Below are 15,114 nucleotides of genomic sequence, written 5' to 3'. Positions count from 1 at the left end.
GGGGTGCGGGCTGGTGTGCGGTCCCGTGACCGGTGCGCCTTTCACCCGGAGAGCAGAAGGGTGGCGGGTGGGTGGCGTTCGCGCGCGGGTATTACAGCGATGCCCGGCATCCGCTGCGTGACGCTTGATATGCGGCTTTCCGCAGGGGGCTCCAGGGTCCTGTCAGGAGAATGCGCGGCAAGTGGTTGGCGTACGCACGGCAAGTGGTTGACGTACGTACGGGTCGTACGCGGAAACCGCGCCCGCGGACATGGCATCCGTCGAACGGGTCGTGAGCGTGGCGAACCGCTGCCGGGGTCCGCCGGAGTGCGCCGTACACAGGACGAACGAACCGGATGACGCCGCAGCGCACCGCCATGCGTCGAGGTCGCTGCGTATGGCCGGCCCGCCGGGTGCGGGACGGTCGGCACCACGCAGCACAGTCACCGACCTGAGGGCGACGGCGGAAGCGCGGCGGTCACTGGGGACGGTGGGGCGGGACACCAACCCGGCGTTGATCACCTGGGTGATGAGACCGCTGACGGTGCTGAAGGCCAGGCGCCGGCGGGCGGCGAGGTCGCCGACCCTGGCGGGTGAGCTCTCGGCCAGGGCCTGGAGAAGTTCGACCGGGCCGTATTCGCCCCTGGCCCGGCCCACTGGCCACCTCGGTGCCGCCTTGAGCGGTCGGCCGGTCGTGCCGCAGCAAGCCGGAGCCGCGTCCCACCGGGCCCGGCTCCGCTTGACGACTGACGTTATCCGGAGACCGAGGAATGCGGCAGGAGACGAAAAACAGGCGCGCGAAGCACGTGCCGCCCTGCCCGCGCACTCCGGCGCGCCCGGGCGGTGTACGCGAAATCCAGCCCGGCGCGGGAAGTAATCAGGATGTGTGATGCCCATCTTTTGCATGCACCGTACGGGCAGCACCTCGAACGGTATTTCCTCTTGCGAAGGCCGCGGCAAGGCTGGCAGCTTTCGTCAGAGACCCGGCTGCGGAATTCCCGGATGCCCCAGGGCCGTACTGTACGGCCACCGGCCTGCGTTCCTCACTTCAAGCCCGGATTCTCTGCGCCACGCCTATTCGTTCACCGACTCGTCTCCGCACGAGCCCCACGCATCGCCCCCATCTGTTCGAGGACCAGGAGCCGTATGTCCGGGGAAGGACCCAGCCGATCTCCGTCGCCTTCCCGCGCGCTTCGGCGGGTCAGGAAACTTCTGCCCGTCCGGAACGAGATCGCCCGGATGCGGCACGCGCCGACCGCGAACCTCATGGCCGGCGTCACGGTGGCCGTGGCCGCCCTGCCCATGGCGCTGGGCTACGGCGTCGCCGCCGGTCTGGGAGCCGAAGCCGGACTGGTCAGTGCTGTGATCGCCGGTGCCACCGCGGCCCTGCTGGGCGGCTCGACGTGGCAGATCACCGGGCCCACGGGCGTCATGGCCGTCGTACTGCTGCCAGTGGCCCGCACACACGGTGCCGACGGAGTGCTGACCTGCGGCCTGCTCGCCGGACTGGTGCTGCTCGTCCTGGCTCTGCTGGGCGCCGCCCGCTTCGCGCACCTGGTTCCGCTACCGGTCCTGACCGGGTTCATCACCGGCAGCGCCGTGGTGATCACCTGCCAGCAGCTTCCGCCTGCCCTGGGCGGCGCGACCTCCGGCGAGCACGGCGTCGTTCCCGGCGCCGCGCGGGCCTTGGCCCAGGCCGGTGCCGACGCCGTGGCACCGGCAGCGGTGACGGCGGCCGTACTGGCCGTGTGCCTGGGCGGCCACCGGTTGCGTCCGGGATGGCCGTGGCCGCTCCTGACCATTGCGGCCGCCACCGCGGTGGCCCCGCTCCTGCCCTGGCCGCTGGCCGACATCGGTCCCCTGCCGACCGGGGTACCGCCCCCGTCGCTGGACTTCGTGCACTGGGAGACCGTGCCCGGCCTGCTGCCGTCGGTGTTCACCGTGGCGGCCCTGGGGGCGCTGGAGGCGCAGATGACAGCCTTCGCCGCGGACACCTTGACGGGAGCCTCCCACCGGCACGACGGCGACCGGGTCCTGTTCGGACAGGCAGCGGCGAATCTCCTCACGCCGCTGTTCGGCGGGATGGCCGCCACCGGCACCGTCTGCCGCACCGGCATCAACGTACGCTCGGGAGCCACCACCCGCCTGGCCGCCCTGTGCAACTCCACCGTCATCGCCCTGGCCGTCCTGGCCGCGGCCCCACTGGTCTCGGCCATCCCGCTCGCCGCGCTCGCCGGCGTCCTCATGGCCACCGCCTGGCGCATGATCGACATCAGGACCCTGCGCTGCATGGCCCGATCCGGCTACGGATCGCTGGCCGTCACCGTCCTCACCGTCGGCATCACCGCAGCGGTCGACCTGGTCACGGCCGTCGCGGCCGGCGTGCTGCTGACCGCCCTGCTCGCCCTGCGCGCCGTCACCCGGACCGCCACCCTCGACCACCGCCCGGTCCCCTTCCCCAGGCAAGGACCGGCTCACAACGGCACCTCACCGAACCGGCCCACGGCAGCAGCCGTCTACCGCCTTCGAGGACCTCTGCTGTTCACCACCGCCCAGCGCCTGCTGGAACCCGTCAGGCGTTCACAGGCCGCCGTGGTCATCGCGGACTTCGCCGACGTCACCGCTTGGGACACCACCGGCATCCTGGCCCTGGACCACACCGTCGACACCCACCACGCGGGCAACGCGCAACTACTGCTCTACGGCCTTCCGCCTGCCCTGCAACGGCAACTCGGCGCCCTGGGCACTCTCGACAAGGTGCGTGCGGAGGAAGGCCCCTTCACCACGGACAGCACCGTCGACTCCGTCTGCGACGGACAACCGGGTACACCTCTCGACAAGTCCTCCGGAAGCTAGCCTTCTGCCCCACTCGACGCGCACGCTGCCGACGTTGAGAATTCCGCTGGTGCCGTGACCGCATGGGTTCGCCGGGTTGGGCTGGTGCTGGTACCAGTGCTGGTCCTGGTGCGTCCGCAGGCTTGCAGGCATCATCATCTGATGGCATATCTTGGACTGGTGACCGTCGTCGTGCGTGACTACGACGAAGCCATCGCATTCTATCGGGACGTCGTCGGGTTCGAGCTCCTGGAAGACACCCGGACCGATGGCGGGACGCGGTGGGTTGTTGTCGCTCCGCCGGGAGCACGGGAAACAGCCGTGCTTTTGGCCAGGGCCACGACCGGCGAGCAAGAAGCTCGCATCGGAGATCAGACCGGTGGCCGGGTCGGCTGGTTCTTGAACACCGACGCGTTCGAGCGCGACTACGAGCGGATGCAGGCGGCGGGGGTCGTGTTCGAAGAAGCGCCCCGACGGGAGGCGTACGGGATCGTTGCCGTCTTCCGGGACCTGTACGGCAATCGCTGGGACCTGATCCAGATGAACCGCCCCGATGACTCGGGGCGGTAACGGGGCTCAAGCCCGCGGCTGTGCCGCTGGCAGAGCGCGCCCGCCCCAGCGGAGGCCCTTCTCTGTGCGGACGCGGAGCCCCTCACGGCGCTGGGCGGCCAGGATGTCGGGGTAGGTGCGGGGGTGCAGGGGCGTCGGGATGCCGGGCGTTCTGGTTGCGCCAGTGCAGGTAGCGGTGCGTCTCTCGTGTCCGGCCGGTGTCCCCGGAGGGTGTCGGCGCCGACGGGACGAGTACGGCCGGGTCCGCACCCGCACCCGCACTCCCCCTGCCGGAGTCATCGCCTTTTTGGAGCAGAAGCGTCCGGAGCGGCTTGAGAACCGTCATCTTCAGCGGAGTTGCCGACGGCCCCAAGCCCCGTTCGGATGGTTCCCCCCGAGCCCCATCAGCCGAGGCCCCGCTGTCGTTTCCTTCGTTCCTCCGCCACCGGGTTTTGCCGTGTGCAAGGATGCGCGATGTGAAGGTGCCCCTCCGGGCGGCTTCTGGTGTGCCGGGAAGCCTGGTCGGCGAGCAGTGCCGACATGCCACAGACGGCTGAGAGGGACACGTCATGCCAGACTGCGAATCGGTCGTCTTGTCAGGTAGCGGCTCAGGAGCCCGACCGGACTCCGCTGTAGTGGCGTGAGCGCCCCGAACACCCATGGGCAGAACGCGCAGTTCGAAAATCCCTCGTCGCCCCACTGCCGTGCGGTACGGCACCGCCCAAGGGCATCGTCGGTGCGGGACGGAGGCGGTCAGGTGACGGACAAGCGCCGTCGGTACGGGCAACTGGTGCAGCGGCGTCCCACGCCGACTCCCCGGAGTACCGCACGTGCCTGGCCCCCGGGCGACGAAGTCTCTGGCGTCCTGACCGGTTGCACCGTCTCGTCCCGGCACGCAAGCGAAAGAACGGCAACATGAGGCAGGTACCTGCTTTCCTGTTCGTCCTCCATGTCATGTGCGTGGTCTGTGGCGCACAAGTGGCGCACCTCGAGCTGGTACCACCCGGCCGGCTGCCGGTGTCCTGGCCGCGCTGGAGTGCGTACGCACGCAAGCTCTACGAGCAGTGCCGCGACCCTGGACGGTGGTGGTTGACGGTCGAGAGCGAGCTCCACGACAACGGCGCGGGGGAGAACATCACCACCGAGCGTGCCGGCTTGCTGCGGGAGGCCTTCGCCTACCCACGCACCTACGCGCGGGTGTCTCTCGCCACGCTGCCCGGTGACGCAGGCTTTTGCGCACGCTGCGATGTGCCGTACTGCCCCCGGCATTGGCACAGCGCGCACGGCCCGGCAAGCGTGTGTCCGCGTGGACACCCGCGCTGAGCCGACCGCCTTCCGCACGGAAAGATCAGCCGGAGACGTCGCTCCACCCCAACGGGCAGCGGCCGCCCCCGGCCCAGGAGGCCGCCGGTTCCTTGGCCGCCTCCGCGAAAGCGGTCAGCGCCTCGACCAACGCCGCCCCCTGTTCGGGGGTCATCCGCTCGACGATGGCCGTGATCTCTTGCCGCCGCCGGGCGGTGGCCTCGTCGACGAGGCGCCGGCCGCCGTCCGTCAATTGAATCCTCGTCTCACGGCGGTTGGCGGGGTTGAGCTTACGGTCGACGAAGCCGGCGGCGATCAGCCGGTCGATCATGCGCATCGCCGTCGACGGGTTGACGCCCAGCAGTTCCGCGACGGCCGTGAGGCTGGCGGCTCCGTGCACGGACAGCACGACCAGCAGCCGGAACTGCGGCAGGGTCACCGTGCCCTCGACCGCAGCCAGCGAGCGGGCGGAGACGGCGACCAGCGCCCGCGACGCCGTCAGGACCGCTCCGGTCACGGCGTCCACTTCGCTCGGGCTCCAGGGCCCCCGTGTGCATTCGGCCACGGTTCTTTCTACCGCGCGTGCACGCAGCCGCTGCCCTATTTGCACTAGGCAAAAATCGGCGGGCTTCGACGGCTCCGGCGCGATCCCGGACATGGGCATCGCACGAGCGCCGGCTGCCGGTGTCAGTTGTCGCCAGTCCGGGGCGCCGGGGGCGTCGGCGCCGTGGTCTGCGCACGTGCTCGCTCGCGGTGCGCGGGTTGCTGCCGAGGCTCAGCCGCACGGTGTCGGCAGCAGTCTTGTCGCACTCGCTGCCACTCCGTGGAAAGCCGCTGGCGGGCTTTCGGGGGCCATTCTCTCCGTATCCAGCCCGCCTGCCGTCCTCAACAGCCGTCGCGGTAGCGCATCAGGAGCATCGCGGCGTCGTCGTGCAGCGGCCCCTGTGCGTGTGCCACCAAATCCTGCCGCAGCGCCTCCACCGCCGTCTGCGGGTCGGCTTCCTTCAGCAGTCCCGCCCGCTGTTTCAGCGGATAGAAATGCCCGTACGCGTCGCGGGCCTCGCTGACGCCGTCGGTGTAGAGCAGCACCTGATCGCCGGGGGCGAAGGGCACGGTGTGCGGCCGGGGGGCGCTGGTGTTGTGCAGGGCGAGCCCCAGCGGCAGGGCACGCTCGGGAGGAACGAGGAATCCGATGTCTCCGTTGCCTTTGACGGTCAGGGGGGCAGGGTGGCCGTAGTTGAGCAGGGTCAGAACTCCGGTGCCCTGCGACTCGGTCAGGGCGGCGGTGACGAACTTCTCGTCCGTCAGGTGGCGCGCCAAAGCCCGTTCCAGCCGGTCGCCGACGGCCGTCAGAGCGGCTTCGTCGTAGGCGGCCTCGCGAAAGGCGCCCACCACGACGGCCGCGGTCTCCACGGCGTCCAGGCCCTTGCCCTGCACGTCCCCGATGAGGGTTCGTACTCCGTGCGGCGTGGCCACCACCTCGTACAGATCGCCGCCGATGCGTGCTTCGGCGACTGCCGAGGTGTAGGAGACGGCCAGACGCAACCGGCCCGCGATCTGGGGCACGGGCCGCAACAGCACGCGCTGGGCCGCCTCGGCGACCGAGCGCACGTCGGCCGGCTCCCTCTCGCGTCGCTGCCGTATCACCGCGGCGACCAGGCCCGCTGCCGTGACGCCCACGACGGACAGCAGGGCCGTCCAGCCGCGGCGGTGCGGAAAAAGCTCGTCGTACAGACCCAGCCCGGCGCACAGCAGCAGCGCCAGCGCACCGATCAAGGCGGTGCGCCGCCATCCGCCGGTCAGGCTGGCGAAGGCGGGCCCCAGCGACACCAACGGCAGAAATCCCACGTCCGGTCCCGCCGACATGTCGACTGCCGCGACCATGGCCATCACGGCGTACGGCAGTACCGGCAGAACACGTGAGGACCGGTTCGACCGGACCACCGACACCAACACCTCTCACCGAACCGGGCCGTGCCCTATTCGATCGTCCGTCGCAGCGGGCGGCCCGTACGGCCGCTTCCTGATCGGTTTCGTACCACGCCACCGCCGCCGGCGTCCGTACCTCGGCGGACAGATCATCTCCACCGCCAGTCGGCATCCGGCCCACGACCGAGCGGGTGGTTCGTCCGGCCGCTGCTGGCCGAACGAAGGGTACGCGGCCTGTCGGCGGTTTTCCGCGTCCTTCCCGGTGTTACGCGTACAAGGCGGCAACCGTCGCAGAAGACGCAGAACGGACCCTGGAGGGACCATGACCACCGCCGTCAAGGACATGCTGGCTGCCTACCCCGGCGATCTGGGAAGCGTGGACCGCGAGAAACTCAGCCGCTGCATCGAGGAATGCCTCGCCTGCGCCCAGGCGTGTACGGCGTGCGCCGACGCCTGTATGTCGGAACGCGAAGTGGGTGAGCTGACCAAGTGCATCCGCACCGACATGGACTGTGCCGACATCTGCGGCACCACCGCCGCGGTGCTCTCCCGCCACACCGGCTACGACGCCGACATCACCCGCGTACTCCTCCAGGCCTGCGCCACGGTCTGCAAGGCGTGCGGCGACGAGTGCGGACAGCACGCCGGCCGGCACGAGCACTGCCGCGTGTGCGCCGAGGTCTGCCGCCGATGTGAACAGGCATGCAACGACCTGATCGCCTCCCTCGGCTGACACCCCTGTCCCGCCTCCTTGTGCCGTTACCGGGCCCCGGGGAGTTCGCTCACCGGGCCCGAGCACCAAGCCCTCGTCCCGCTGGTGCGGCCTGCTGGGCAGTTGGCAACGGACGGCAGGCTGGCCGCGCCGGGCGGGCGCGCGGACAGGCCGGAGGAGACCGTCCTGGCGCCCCGGTCGCCGGTGGCAGCAGCCACTTGCTCGCAGGAGCAGGTGCGCCTCGCAACCTGCCATGGGCGGCCGGAAACCCTCGACGGGCGGCCTGCCCCGGTACGGTGCGGCATCGATGCCCGGCAGGACGGGTGGTTCAGGCGAGGGTGATGTTCTCCGCCTGGGGCCCTCGGCGCCCTGGGGGATGAAGCCGAAAGCCTTTCCCGAGTTGCCCCACCTGACGGTACCGCCGACCATACGTCCTCCGGCATGTCTCACAGGTCCCGCGCCCCGCGGCAGCCCGACCAAGCCGTCGGGCCACGACAGCCGAGCACCTACCACCTGCGCCCACAGCCGCTGAACCGCCACCGCGACAGCGAGCCCGGGGCGTACTTGTGCGCCTCGATGGCGTAACAGCGAGCCAACACCCCCTGGCCCCTGGCCCCTGGCCCCTGCACCAACGACAGCCGCACGCCTCACGAGTGCCGATGTCGGCAGGTATGGGCTTCGACGGGCGCACAGATCCGTGGCGCGCTGCCCTGGCCCCGGTCCGTCAGAGGCCGGCCTCCTCGTCGTCCGGTCCGGTCTCGGCGCGCAGTCCGTCTTCCGTACGGCGCGTCTGCTCGGCGCGGCGCCGGTACCAGTCCGCCTGCTGCGGTCGGGCGTCCTGGTCGTGGTCGCGGACCAGGGCTTCTTGGACGTCGGCCAGCGCGCCGAGCGCGGCGGCCGCCTGCTCGCGCAGCAGGCGCTCCCGCATCTCCAGGTCCCGCCGGGGCGAGCGTCCTTCGGCAGCCTGCCGGACGGCGGAGGCGGCCGTCTCGCGCGTGATGGCGTCCTGTTCCCGTGCGTCGCGTGCGTCCCTGCGGCGCAGGGACGCTTCGCTTCGTGCCAGGCTGGCGTGGGCGGAATCCAGTTGGACGCGGGAGCGGCCGATCTGCTCGTACGCTCGCTCGCGCACGCCGGCAGCGATGCGTCCCGCCGCGCGGTCGCGTTCATCCACCTCACGTTCCCAGTCGGTCAGGCGGCTCTCGCGCGCCTGCGCGGACTCCTCCCGCGCGTCCGCGGACGCTTCCCGCGCGTCGGCCGTGCGCTCGCGTCGGTCAGCGGTCGTCTCCCGCTCATCCGCCAGCCGTTCCCTCTCGTCGACAGCGCGCTCCCGCTCGTCCTGGCGCCCCGCGGCGCCTGCGGAGGCCGGCCCGTCATTCTGCGAAGAAGTGCCCATCTCGGCAGTATCCCCTGCCCCTGGCCGGCGCGGCGCACATGTGACAGCCGTCTGCGGCCCCGGCGCCAGGAGCCGCAAAGCATCCGCATCGGGTTTGCGGGGATGGTGGAACGGGAGCTGCGATTCGGGTGACGGTCGGCGAGCCGGTCTGTCGGGGCCGAGCATCGCCGGAGCTGCTCAGCCGGGTCAGGGCCGCCAGTGTTCCTGCCACAGCCCGTGCAGTTCGTAGGGCAAAACGAGTGCCTTCAGGTGGAGCAGGACGACGATCTCGCGGTGTGGCGAGTTGAGGGCATCGTGGTCGGGTCGCGTTCACGGACGCGGTCGGCCGTATCGGCTCCCGGGCAGGAGTAGCTGGGTGACGTTGTTGCGGTTGTCGCCGGTCGGCGTCAGCGGGGTGCCGGTGGCGACACGGATCACGTGGTGCTTGGAGACCGGCCGGCCCCGGTCGCCCGGGGCTCCGCCCGGTTCGGGGCCGCCCTTGAGCGCTCGGACGTGGGAACTGTCGATCACCACCCGCGACAGGCCAGGCGGCCGACGGCCCGCAACTCGTCCAGCAGCACCTCGTGCGGCCGCTGCCACACTCCGGCCGAGTCCCAGTCCCGCAACCGCCGCCCACACATCATGGCCGAGCCGAACCCCGGCTCCTGCGGCAGCCGCCCCCGCTGAATGCCCGTGTAGATACTGACGTTGCATTAGGTGTTCTTGCGTCCCGAATGCCCAAGGTATCGAGATCGCCGTGAGTATTCCTTCGCGCTTTGCCGCGATGCTGTGCTGCGCCCCGGAGTTTCGCGAGGGATTTCGAGGTGCGTGGGTGGCAGGCGAGGTAATGGTGATTTTCCGGTGGTTGCGGTATGACTCGAATTGAATGGCGGTGCGGTGAGGATTGAGCCGATGAGCGGGGGTGGCGTGACACGGCTGTAGTGGGCTGGCAGGGTGACAGACACGAGCTCGAACAGCCGCCGGCCGGCAGGCGTCAACCAGACCCGACGACTGCAAGAGGGTGTGGAACGTGGCAGAGCAGACCGCTGCACCGGGTTCCTTCTACCGGCGCATCGACGCCGTGGTGAGGGCCAAGGGCAACGACCCCGTCACGTGGGTCCTCAAGGACAACTCCTACGTGCGCTACGACATGAAGGAGAACCACGGTTTCGACGGGTACCCCAAGCTCATCGAGGGCAACTGGCCCGGTCTGGTGGACAGCTTCGGGCGCCGCATCGACGCCGCGCTCAACCGCCGGGACCAGCCGAACGTCGTGTACCTCTTCAAGGACAGCCAGTACGTCCGCTACGACCTGGACTCCGACAAGGTCGAACCGGGCTACCCGCTCAGCATCGCGGAGGGGTGGAAGGGGCTGCCGCCGGACTTCCAGCTCGGCATCGACGCGGCCGTCAACCACCAGAGCAACCCGAACGTCAGCTGGTTCTTCAAGGACGACCTGTACGTCCGCTACGACGTCGTGAACGACAAGCTGCTCGGCGGCCCGACTCCCATCCTGCGCGGCTGGCGCGGGCTGCCGGAGAACTTCCAGCGGGGCATCGACGCGGCCGTCAACTCCGTACTCGACACGGACAAGGTGTACCTGTTCAAGGACGACCAGTACGTCCGCTTCGACCTGGTCAGCGACAAGACCGACAACGGCTATCCGCTGCCGATCGAGGGCAACTGGAACTTCTTCGCGTGAACCACGCGGCCTGAGGTCCACGGCGGCTCGGCGTCCCGCCCGGCTGGTTCGGTCCGGGCGGGGCGCTGCTGCGGGCACCGATGTTGCCGCCGGTGCCCGGCCGACATCCGACCGGGCCCGCCCTACGAAGCCACGTGCCCGTAGCGGTGGCGCGCCGCGGTCCGGAGGCGGACGGGCCGCAGCCCGGTGGTGGCCGGGCCGCGGCGAGGACAGGACCGACGGGATCAGGTGCCGGTGAGAGAGATCGCCAGGTCCGTGATGTTCAGCGGGAACTGGCCGGTGGAGGTTGCCTGGCCGGTGAGGATGTTGACGCTGTAGAGCGACGAGGTCCCGGCGCCGTTCGGGACGAGGGTGGCGAAGGCGGCGTTGTCGACCGTTCTCCCGCCGGACAGGGTGCTGTAGATGTCCAGGCCGGCGTTGAGCCCGGCGTTGATGCCGAGACCGCCGGTCGGGACGAGCGTGCCGGTGTTGGCCGGGCTCTGCAGGACGACTTGGTCGCTGGTCGTATTGATGTCGGCCAGGGTGGTCTCGGTGGCCGCGTTGCGGTCGTTGTTCGTGTACGCGGCGGCGGTGACGCCCTTGGTCGTGCCCTCCTCCGTCGGAGTGTTGAGATTCAGGTCCTGGACGGTCGTGTGATTGTTGAGGTTGTGCCGCAGGTTCTGGCCGTTGTCGCTGATCACGCGGAGCCGGTCGGCCGCCGGGTTGAAGTCGACGCCGAACGCCGTGCCGCGCAGCTCGTACGCAAGCTGGGACACCTTGGTGACCACGACCTCCTCGGTGCCCGTCGGGATCTTGATCGTGTAGATGCCGCCCTTGTTGCCGACCCCGTACAGCAGGCCGTCCTGCACCCGGAAGTCGATGCCGATCAGGCTCGTGTCGCCGCTGAGGCCGTCGACGGCCCTGACCCAGTCGAGGACCTGCGGCCGGTCGGTCTTGAACCCGGCCATCAAGGTGCCGTCGCCGGTGATTCCGTACGCACGCAGACTGGGGGCGGCGGGTGCGGCCGTACCGGTGCCCGATGTGCCGAGCAGGAGCGTTGCCGACATGCCCATGGCAACCGCGGCCGCCATTATTGTCTTTCGGGTGACTGCTTTCATCGGAGCATCCCTCCAGATTGAACGGACGTCATGGTGCGGCGCCGACTGAGAATCCTCGTACACCCGCCCGTACTCCCGCACTGATGACCGGAATCGTTCTTACCTAGCGCTCAGAATGACTTTCGCGGCGTTCCCCCACGGGCGTACACGCGGTTCTCATTAAGGCCGCTGCACGGCACCTCCACAAGCGGAAGAGGTGATGAGAAAAACCCGATCCGGGAATTTTGCGCGCTGTGACAAAACCCTCGTCGGGTACACCCCGCCGATGTGTGCGCAGTGCTGAAAGCCGTCCGGATTTCGCCTGCCGGCCGGTTCGTCCGGAAGGGCATGCTCGTGTCCGTGGGGAGCCTCTTCGTCGAACTCGCCCGGCAGGCGTCGGCCAACGCCCGCCGGGAGGTCGAGGCGTACGCGCGCGAGATCCCGGAGTTGGGGTGCCTGGAGAAGGACCCCCGGGCCCGGGCCGAGGCGTTGGACCATTCGCTGTGGCTTCGGCGTCGAACCGTCGAACTCTCACCGGACAACAGCGAGTTGACCGAAGACGACCTTGGCTGTATCGCGTCGATGGGAGAGTTGCGGGCCGGGGCAGGGATGTCGCTCGACGCACGGCAGCGGGTGCTGGGGTTGCACACCGCGCTCATGCTGCGCGAGATCAACGAGGTGACCGAGGCCCAGCGCGGCGGCGGCGTCGAGGAAATCATGCGCATGATGAACTGGTTCGCCCCGCAGGGTGAACGCGGCATCGGCGCCTACTGCCAGGGATTCGTACGGGTACTGCGCCGCCGGATGCGGTACGTCGAGCAGGTCGCCCTGTTGACCCGGTCACTGCTGAACGGAGATCCCATATCGGCGGAACTCGCCTCCGCCGTCGACATGGAGCTGCCGGATCACTGGGCGGTGACGGTGTTCCGAATGCCGGTCCGCCCGGCCGCTGATCGCTTCCTGGAAAACGAGATCGAGACTTTGGTGAAGAGCCATCAGGCGCCTGTCATGTGGGGTCCGGGAAACGGCGACGGAAGCGGTGAGCTGATCGCTCTGGTTCCCCTGATTTCCGGCACGGCGGACGGCGAATCCGTACCGCCGCACGCCACTTCCGACCTCCTGCCCGATCTCGCCCCCGACCACCTGTCCGAGCTCGTACAGGACTTCGCCCTGGCCCTCGGCCGGCCCTGCGCCGTCGGCACCGCCACCGCACCGCTGCCCGAGCTGGCCGACGCCCTCGACCGGGCCCGCCGGATCAGCCGGGCGGCCCCGCTGCGCCGGGCCTCCGCCCGGCTCCGGCCGCACACCCTGGCCGATGTGTTCGTCGAACTCGCCGTGGTGGACGTGCCGTTCGTCGACGCATGGCTGCGCGACGTGGCCCGACAACTGGACTTCGGCCCGGACCTGCTCGTCACCCTCGACGCGTACTACCGCCACGACATGCACCGCGGCGCCACGGCGACCGCCCTCAACGTCCACGCCCGCACCCTGGACTACCGCCTCCGCCGGGTACGGGAGCTCACCGGCATCGATCCCGGCTCGACGCGGGGCGTGCGCACGCTCAGCGCGGTCGTCACCAGGCGCCTGTCGGGAGCGTGGCGCTGAACCCCAGCGGGGCCCGCGCCGACGAACCGGTCGCCGGCCTCGCGCTGCTCCGAGCAGCGGGTCCGCGTTCCGCTCGCTCACCCGCAAGGGAGCCCACACTGTGGCGTGTTCACCTTCGGGCCCGGACATGCCGTACGCCTGCCACCGCCGCCACCACTGTAGCCACCGCGGATGAACCACTTCGCGGGGACAGCAGCGGCTGACGCGTGCCAAAAGAACAAGACTGCCATCGGGATGCCGGCTGCGGGACCCTGGCTGCACCACCCCACGGCAGGAGCACCCCACGGCAGGAGACCGCAGATGACGACGCCATCGGGTTCCCCCACCCCCACACCCACCCCCCTGCACCTCTCGGGCAACAACGCGCCGGTCGCGGCCGAGGTCACCCACCGGCCGAGCAAGGTGACCGGCATCGTCCCCAAGGAGCTGTGCGGCCAGTACTTCCGCAACGGACCCAACCCACGCAGCGGCTGGTCGCCCCACTTCTTCGCCGGCGACGGCATGCTCCACACCGTCGCGCTGGCCGACGGGCACGCCACCTGGTACCGCAACCGCTACGTACGCACCCCACTGCACGCACAACCGGGCGCTTCCCGCCTCGCCCTCGCCTTCGACCCGGCCACCTCACGGATCGACTACCGTGTCACCACGGCCAACACCCACCTGATAGCCCATGCCGGCCGGCTCTTCGCCCTCGAAGAAGGCGGTTTCCCCTACGAGGTCACCCCCGACCTGGCGACCCTCGGGGTCTTCACCTTCGACGGGGCGCTCACCACCCCCATGACCGCTCACCCCAAGACCTGCCCCCTCACCGGGGAGCTGCACTTCTTCGGCTACCGCCTCCGGCCGCCGTACCTGACCTACTACCGGGCCTCCGCAGCGGGCGAAGTGCTCCAGAAACAGACCGTGGACCTGCCACGGGCAGTCATGATGCACGACTTCGCCCTCACCGCCCACCACGTCGTCTTCATGGACCTGCCCGTCGTCTTCGACGCCGGCCGAGCCACCACCGGCGGCCCGCCCTGGCGGTGGGACGACGGACACCGCGCTCGCTTCGGCATCCTGCCCCGGACCGGGGAGGCCGCTTGCGTACGGTGGTTCGACATCGCTCCCTGCTACATATGGCACACGATGAACGCCTTCGAGACCAACGGGACGATCACCCTCACCGGCACCCGCGTCCCAGCCTTGTGGCGCCAGGGACCGCAGGATCTCAGCGGTGGCCTGCCCACCCTGCACCAATGGGTACTCCACCTGGCCACCGGCAAGGTCACGGAAACCCCGCTGGACGACACGCCCAGCGAATACCCTCGCATCGCTGACACCGGTATCGGTCTGCCCCACCGCTACGGTTACACCGCCGGCTTCACCCTCGACGCCGAGCCCCGGCACACCGAGATCCACAAGTACGACCTGGCCCATGGCGCCCGGCGCAGCACCCACCGCTTCCCCGCCGGCCACATCTGCGGAGAGCCCGTCTTCGTCCCCCGCTCCCCCGCCACCCCCGGTCAGGAAGACGACGGATACCTCCTGACCTTCGCCCACGACCGCTCCCTCGGCACCAGCTACCTGGCCGTCCTGGACGCCGCCGACCTCGACGCGGCCCCGGTCGCCGAGGTCCACGTGCCGGTCCGCATACCGGCAGGCTTCCACGGCAACTGGGTCCCCGGCACCCGGATGTCGCGCGCCTGAGCATCCGACAGCAGCCAGCCCCGTGAACAGGCATTGATCCCCCTGCCCAGGCCCCTCACCCCCCCGGGCTGCGGTACGGGTGCTTCATCAGTGTCTGCGAGAGGTGTTGCCAGCAGTGGCAGCCTTGCGTCGCGACCACGCCGCTCTGGTTGCCGAAAGACGGCAGCGAGGTCAACCTCGCCTCCCTACCAGTGATTTGCGGACCGCGTATTGTCCGCCGCTATTACGGGTACCGCGAGCACACGGTGGTGAAGGGTGGCACCTCGTCGCCCATTTACAAGGCGCTCTACGGAGACCCGTCCCTGTACCAACGCATCGTCCGGGCGAATCCGGATCAGGTGACGGACCTGCCGTGATCGTG

At 69.8% G+C, this 15,114-nt stretch carries 13 protein-coding genes and 1 pseudogene; 7 read left to right on the top strand and 7 right to left on the bottom strand.

Annotation, left to right across the window (positions count from 1 at the left end; translation table 11 throughout):
• Positions 1-162 precede the first annotated feature (162 nt).
• Positions 163-876, bottom strand: coding sequence for a MarR family winged helix-turn-helix transcriptional regulator (locus tag ACZ4QV_RS34140; RefSeq protein ID WP_361615726.1), 714 nt, complete (start codon positions 874-876; stop codon positions 163-165).
• 342 nt (positions 877-1,218) lie between these two features.
• On the opposite strand from ACZ4QV_RS34140, the gene ACZ4QV_RS34135 reads away from it, so the two are divergent.
• Positions 1,219-2,835, top strand: a complete 1,617-nt coding sequence (locus ACZ4QV_RS34135) for a SulP family inorganic anion transporter (protein ID WP_361150998.1) — start codon at positions 1,219-1,221, stop codon at positions 2,833-2,835.
• A gap of 141 nt (positions 2,836-2,976) precedes the next feature.
• Entirely contained in the window at positions 2,977-3,384 is a 408-nt protein-coding gene (locus ACZ4QV_RS34130) for a VOC family protein (protein ID WP_361151119.1), read from the top strand.
• Between the two features lie 6 nt (positions 3,385-3,390).
• On the opposite strand, the pseudogene ACZ4QV_RS34125 reads toward ACZ4QV_RS34130, so the two are convergent.
• Positions 3,391-3,583: pseudogene (locus ACZ4QV_RS34125) on the bottom strand (hypothetical protein); the annotation flags it as partial.
• Positions 3,584-4,278: 695 nt separating this feature from the next.
• Here ACZ4QV_RS34125 and ACZ4QV_RS34120 point away from each other — a divergent pair.
• Positions 4,279-4,686, top strand: a complete 408-nt coding sequence (locus ACZ4QV_RS34120) for a hypothetical protein (RefSeq protein WP_361636053.1) — start codon at positions 4,279-4,281, stop codon at positions 4,684-4,686.
• A gap of 25 nt (positions 4,687-4,711) precedes the next feature.
• On the opposite strand, the gene ACZ4QV_RS34115 is transcribed toward ACZ4QV_RS34120, so the two are convergent.
• Positions 4,712-5,182 (bottom strand): MarR family winged helix-turn-helix transcriptional regulator, encoded by a 471-nt coding sequence (locus ACZ4QV_RS34115; protein WP_361150995.1) that lies wholly within the window; start codon positions 5,180-5,182, stop codon positions 4,712-4,714.
• A 368-nt stretch (positions 5,183-5,550) separates the two neighbouring features.
• A complete protein-coding gene (locus ACZ4QV_RS34110) occupies positions 5,551-6,555 on the bottom strand; it encodes a PP2C family protein-serine/threonine phosphatase (protein ID WP_467763864.1) in 1,005 nt (334 codons plus the stop codon).
• Between the two features lie 361 nt (positions 6,556-6,916).
• On the opposite strand from ACZ4QV_RS34110, the gene ACZ4QV_RS34105 reads away from it, so the two are divergent.
• Complete coding sequence (locus ACZ4QV_RS34105) at positions 6,917-7,327, top strand: four-helix bundle copper-binding protein (protein ID WP_361150990.1); 411 nt, start codon at positions 6,917-6,919, stop codon at positions 7,325-7,327.
• Between the two features lie 703 nt (positions 7,328-8,030).
• On the opposite strand, the gene ACZ4QV_RS34100 is transcribed toward ACZ4QV_RS34105, so the two are convergent.
• Both ACZ4QV_RS34100 and ACZ4QV_RS34095 read right to left on the bottom strand, forming a co-directional pair.
• Entirely contained in the window at positions 8,031-8,699 is a 669-nt protein-coding gene (locus ACZ4QV_RS34100; RefSeq protein ID WP_467763844.1) for a hypothetical protein, read from the bottom strand.
• Positions 8,700-9,008: 309 nt separating this feature from the next.
• Positions 9,009-9,212, bottom strand: coding sequence for a hypothetical protein (locus tag ACZ4QV_RS34095; RefSeq protein WP_467763843.1), 204 nt, complete (start codon positions 9,210-9,212; stop codon positions 9,009-9,011).
• Between the two features lie 496 nt (positions 9,213-9,708).
• On the opposite strand from ACZ4QV_RS34095, the gene ACZ4QV_RS34090 reads away from it, so the two are divergent.
• Entirely contained in the window at positions 9,709-10,380 is a 672-nt protein-coding gene (locus ACZ4QV_RS34090; RefSeq protein ID WP_361150986.1) for a hemopexin repeat-containing protein, read from the top strand.
• A 224-nt stretch (positions 10,381-10,604) separates the two neighbouring features.
• Here the strand turns inward: ACZ4QV_RS34090 and ACZ4QV_RS34085 are convergent, their stop codons facing one another.
• A complete protein-coding gene (locus ACZ4QV_RS34085; protein ID WP_361587700.1) occupies positions 10,605-11,450 on the bottom strand; it encodes a DUF4394 domain-containing protein in 846 nt (281 codons plus the stop codon).
• A gap of 366 nt (positions 11,451-11,816) precedes the next feature.
• Between ACZ4QV_RS34085 and ACZ4QV_RS34080 the strand changes: the two genes are divergently transcribed.
• Together ACZ4QV_RS34080 and ACZ4QV_RS34075 are read left to right on the top strand one after the other, a co-directional pair.
• The gene (locus ACZ4QV_RS34080) at positions 11,817-13,061 is read left to right on the top strand and encodes a PucR family transcriptional regulator (RefSeq protein WP_361587665.1); all 1,245 of its coding nucleotides are present in this window, start codon (positions 11,817-11,819) and stop codon (positions 13,059-13,061) included.
• Positions 13,062-13,361: 300 nt separating this feature from the next.
• The gene (locus tag ACZ4QV_RS34075; protein WP_361587667.1) at positions 13,362-14,753 is read left to right on the top strand and encodes a carotenoid oxygenase family protein; all 1,392 of its coding nucleotides are present in this window, start codon (positions 13,362-13,364) and stop codon (positions 14,751-14,753) included.
• Positions 14,754-15,114: the final 361 nt, after the last annotated feature.

This window comes from Streptomyces sp. NPDC026394, assembly GCF_055567735.1.
Note: the sequence above shows the minus strand (reverse complement) of the source record. Positions and strands in the feature narration are given on the sequence as shown.

Coding starts and splice junctions, on each gene's coding strand:
- ACZ4QV_RS34140 (WP_361615726.1), bottom strand. CDS start 876: ATGGGCATCACACATCCTGATTACTTCCCGCGCCGGGCTGGATTTCGC.
- ACZ4QV_RS34135 (WP_361150998.1), top strand. CDS start 1,219: ATGCGGCACGCGCCGACCGCGAACCTCATGGCCGGCGTCACGGTGGCC.
- ACZ4QV_RS34130 (WP_361151119.1), top strand. CDS start 2,977: ATGGCATATCTTGGACTGGTGACCGTCGTCGTGCGTGACTACGACGAA.
- ACZ4QV_RS34120 (WP_361636053.1), top strand. CDS start 4,279: ATGAGGCAGGTACCTGCTTTCCTGTTCGTCCTCCATGTCATGTGCGTG.
- ACZ4QV_RS34110 (WP_467763864.1), bottom strand. CDS start 6,555: ATGGCCATGGTCGCGGCAGTCGACATGTCGGCGGGACCGGACGTGGGA.
- ACZ4QV_RS34105 (WP_361150990.1), top strand. CDS start 6,917: ATGACCACCGCCGTCAAGGACATGCTGGCTGCCTACCCCGGCGATCTG.
- ACZ4QV_RS34100 (WP_467763844.1), bottom strand. CDS start 8,699: ATGGGCACTTCTTCGCAGAATGACGGGCCGGCCTCCGCAGGCGCCGCG.
- ACZ4QV_RS34085 (WP_361587700.1), bottom strand. CDS start 11,450: ATGGCGGCCGCGGTTGCCATGGGCATGTCGGCAACGCTCCTGCTCGGC.
- ACZ4QV_RS34075 (WP_361587667.1), top strand. CDS start 13,362: ATGACGACGCCATCGGGTTCCCCCACCCCCACACCCACCCCCCTGCAC.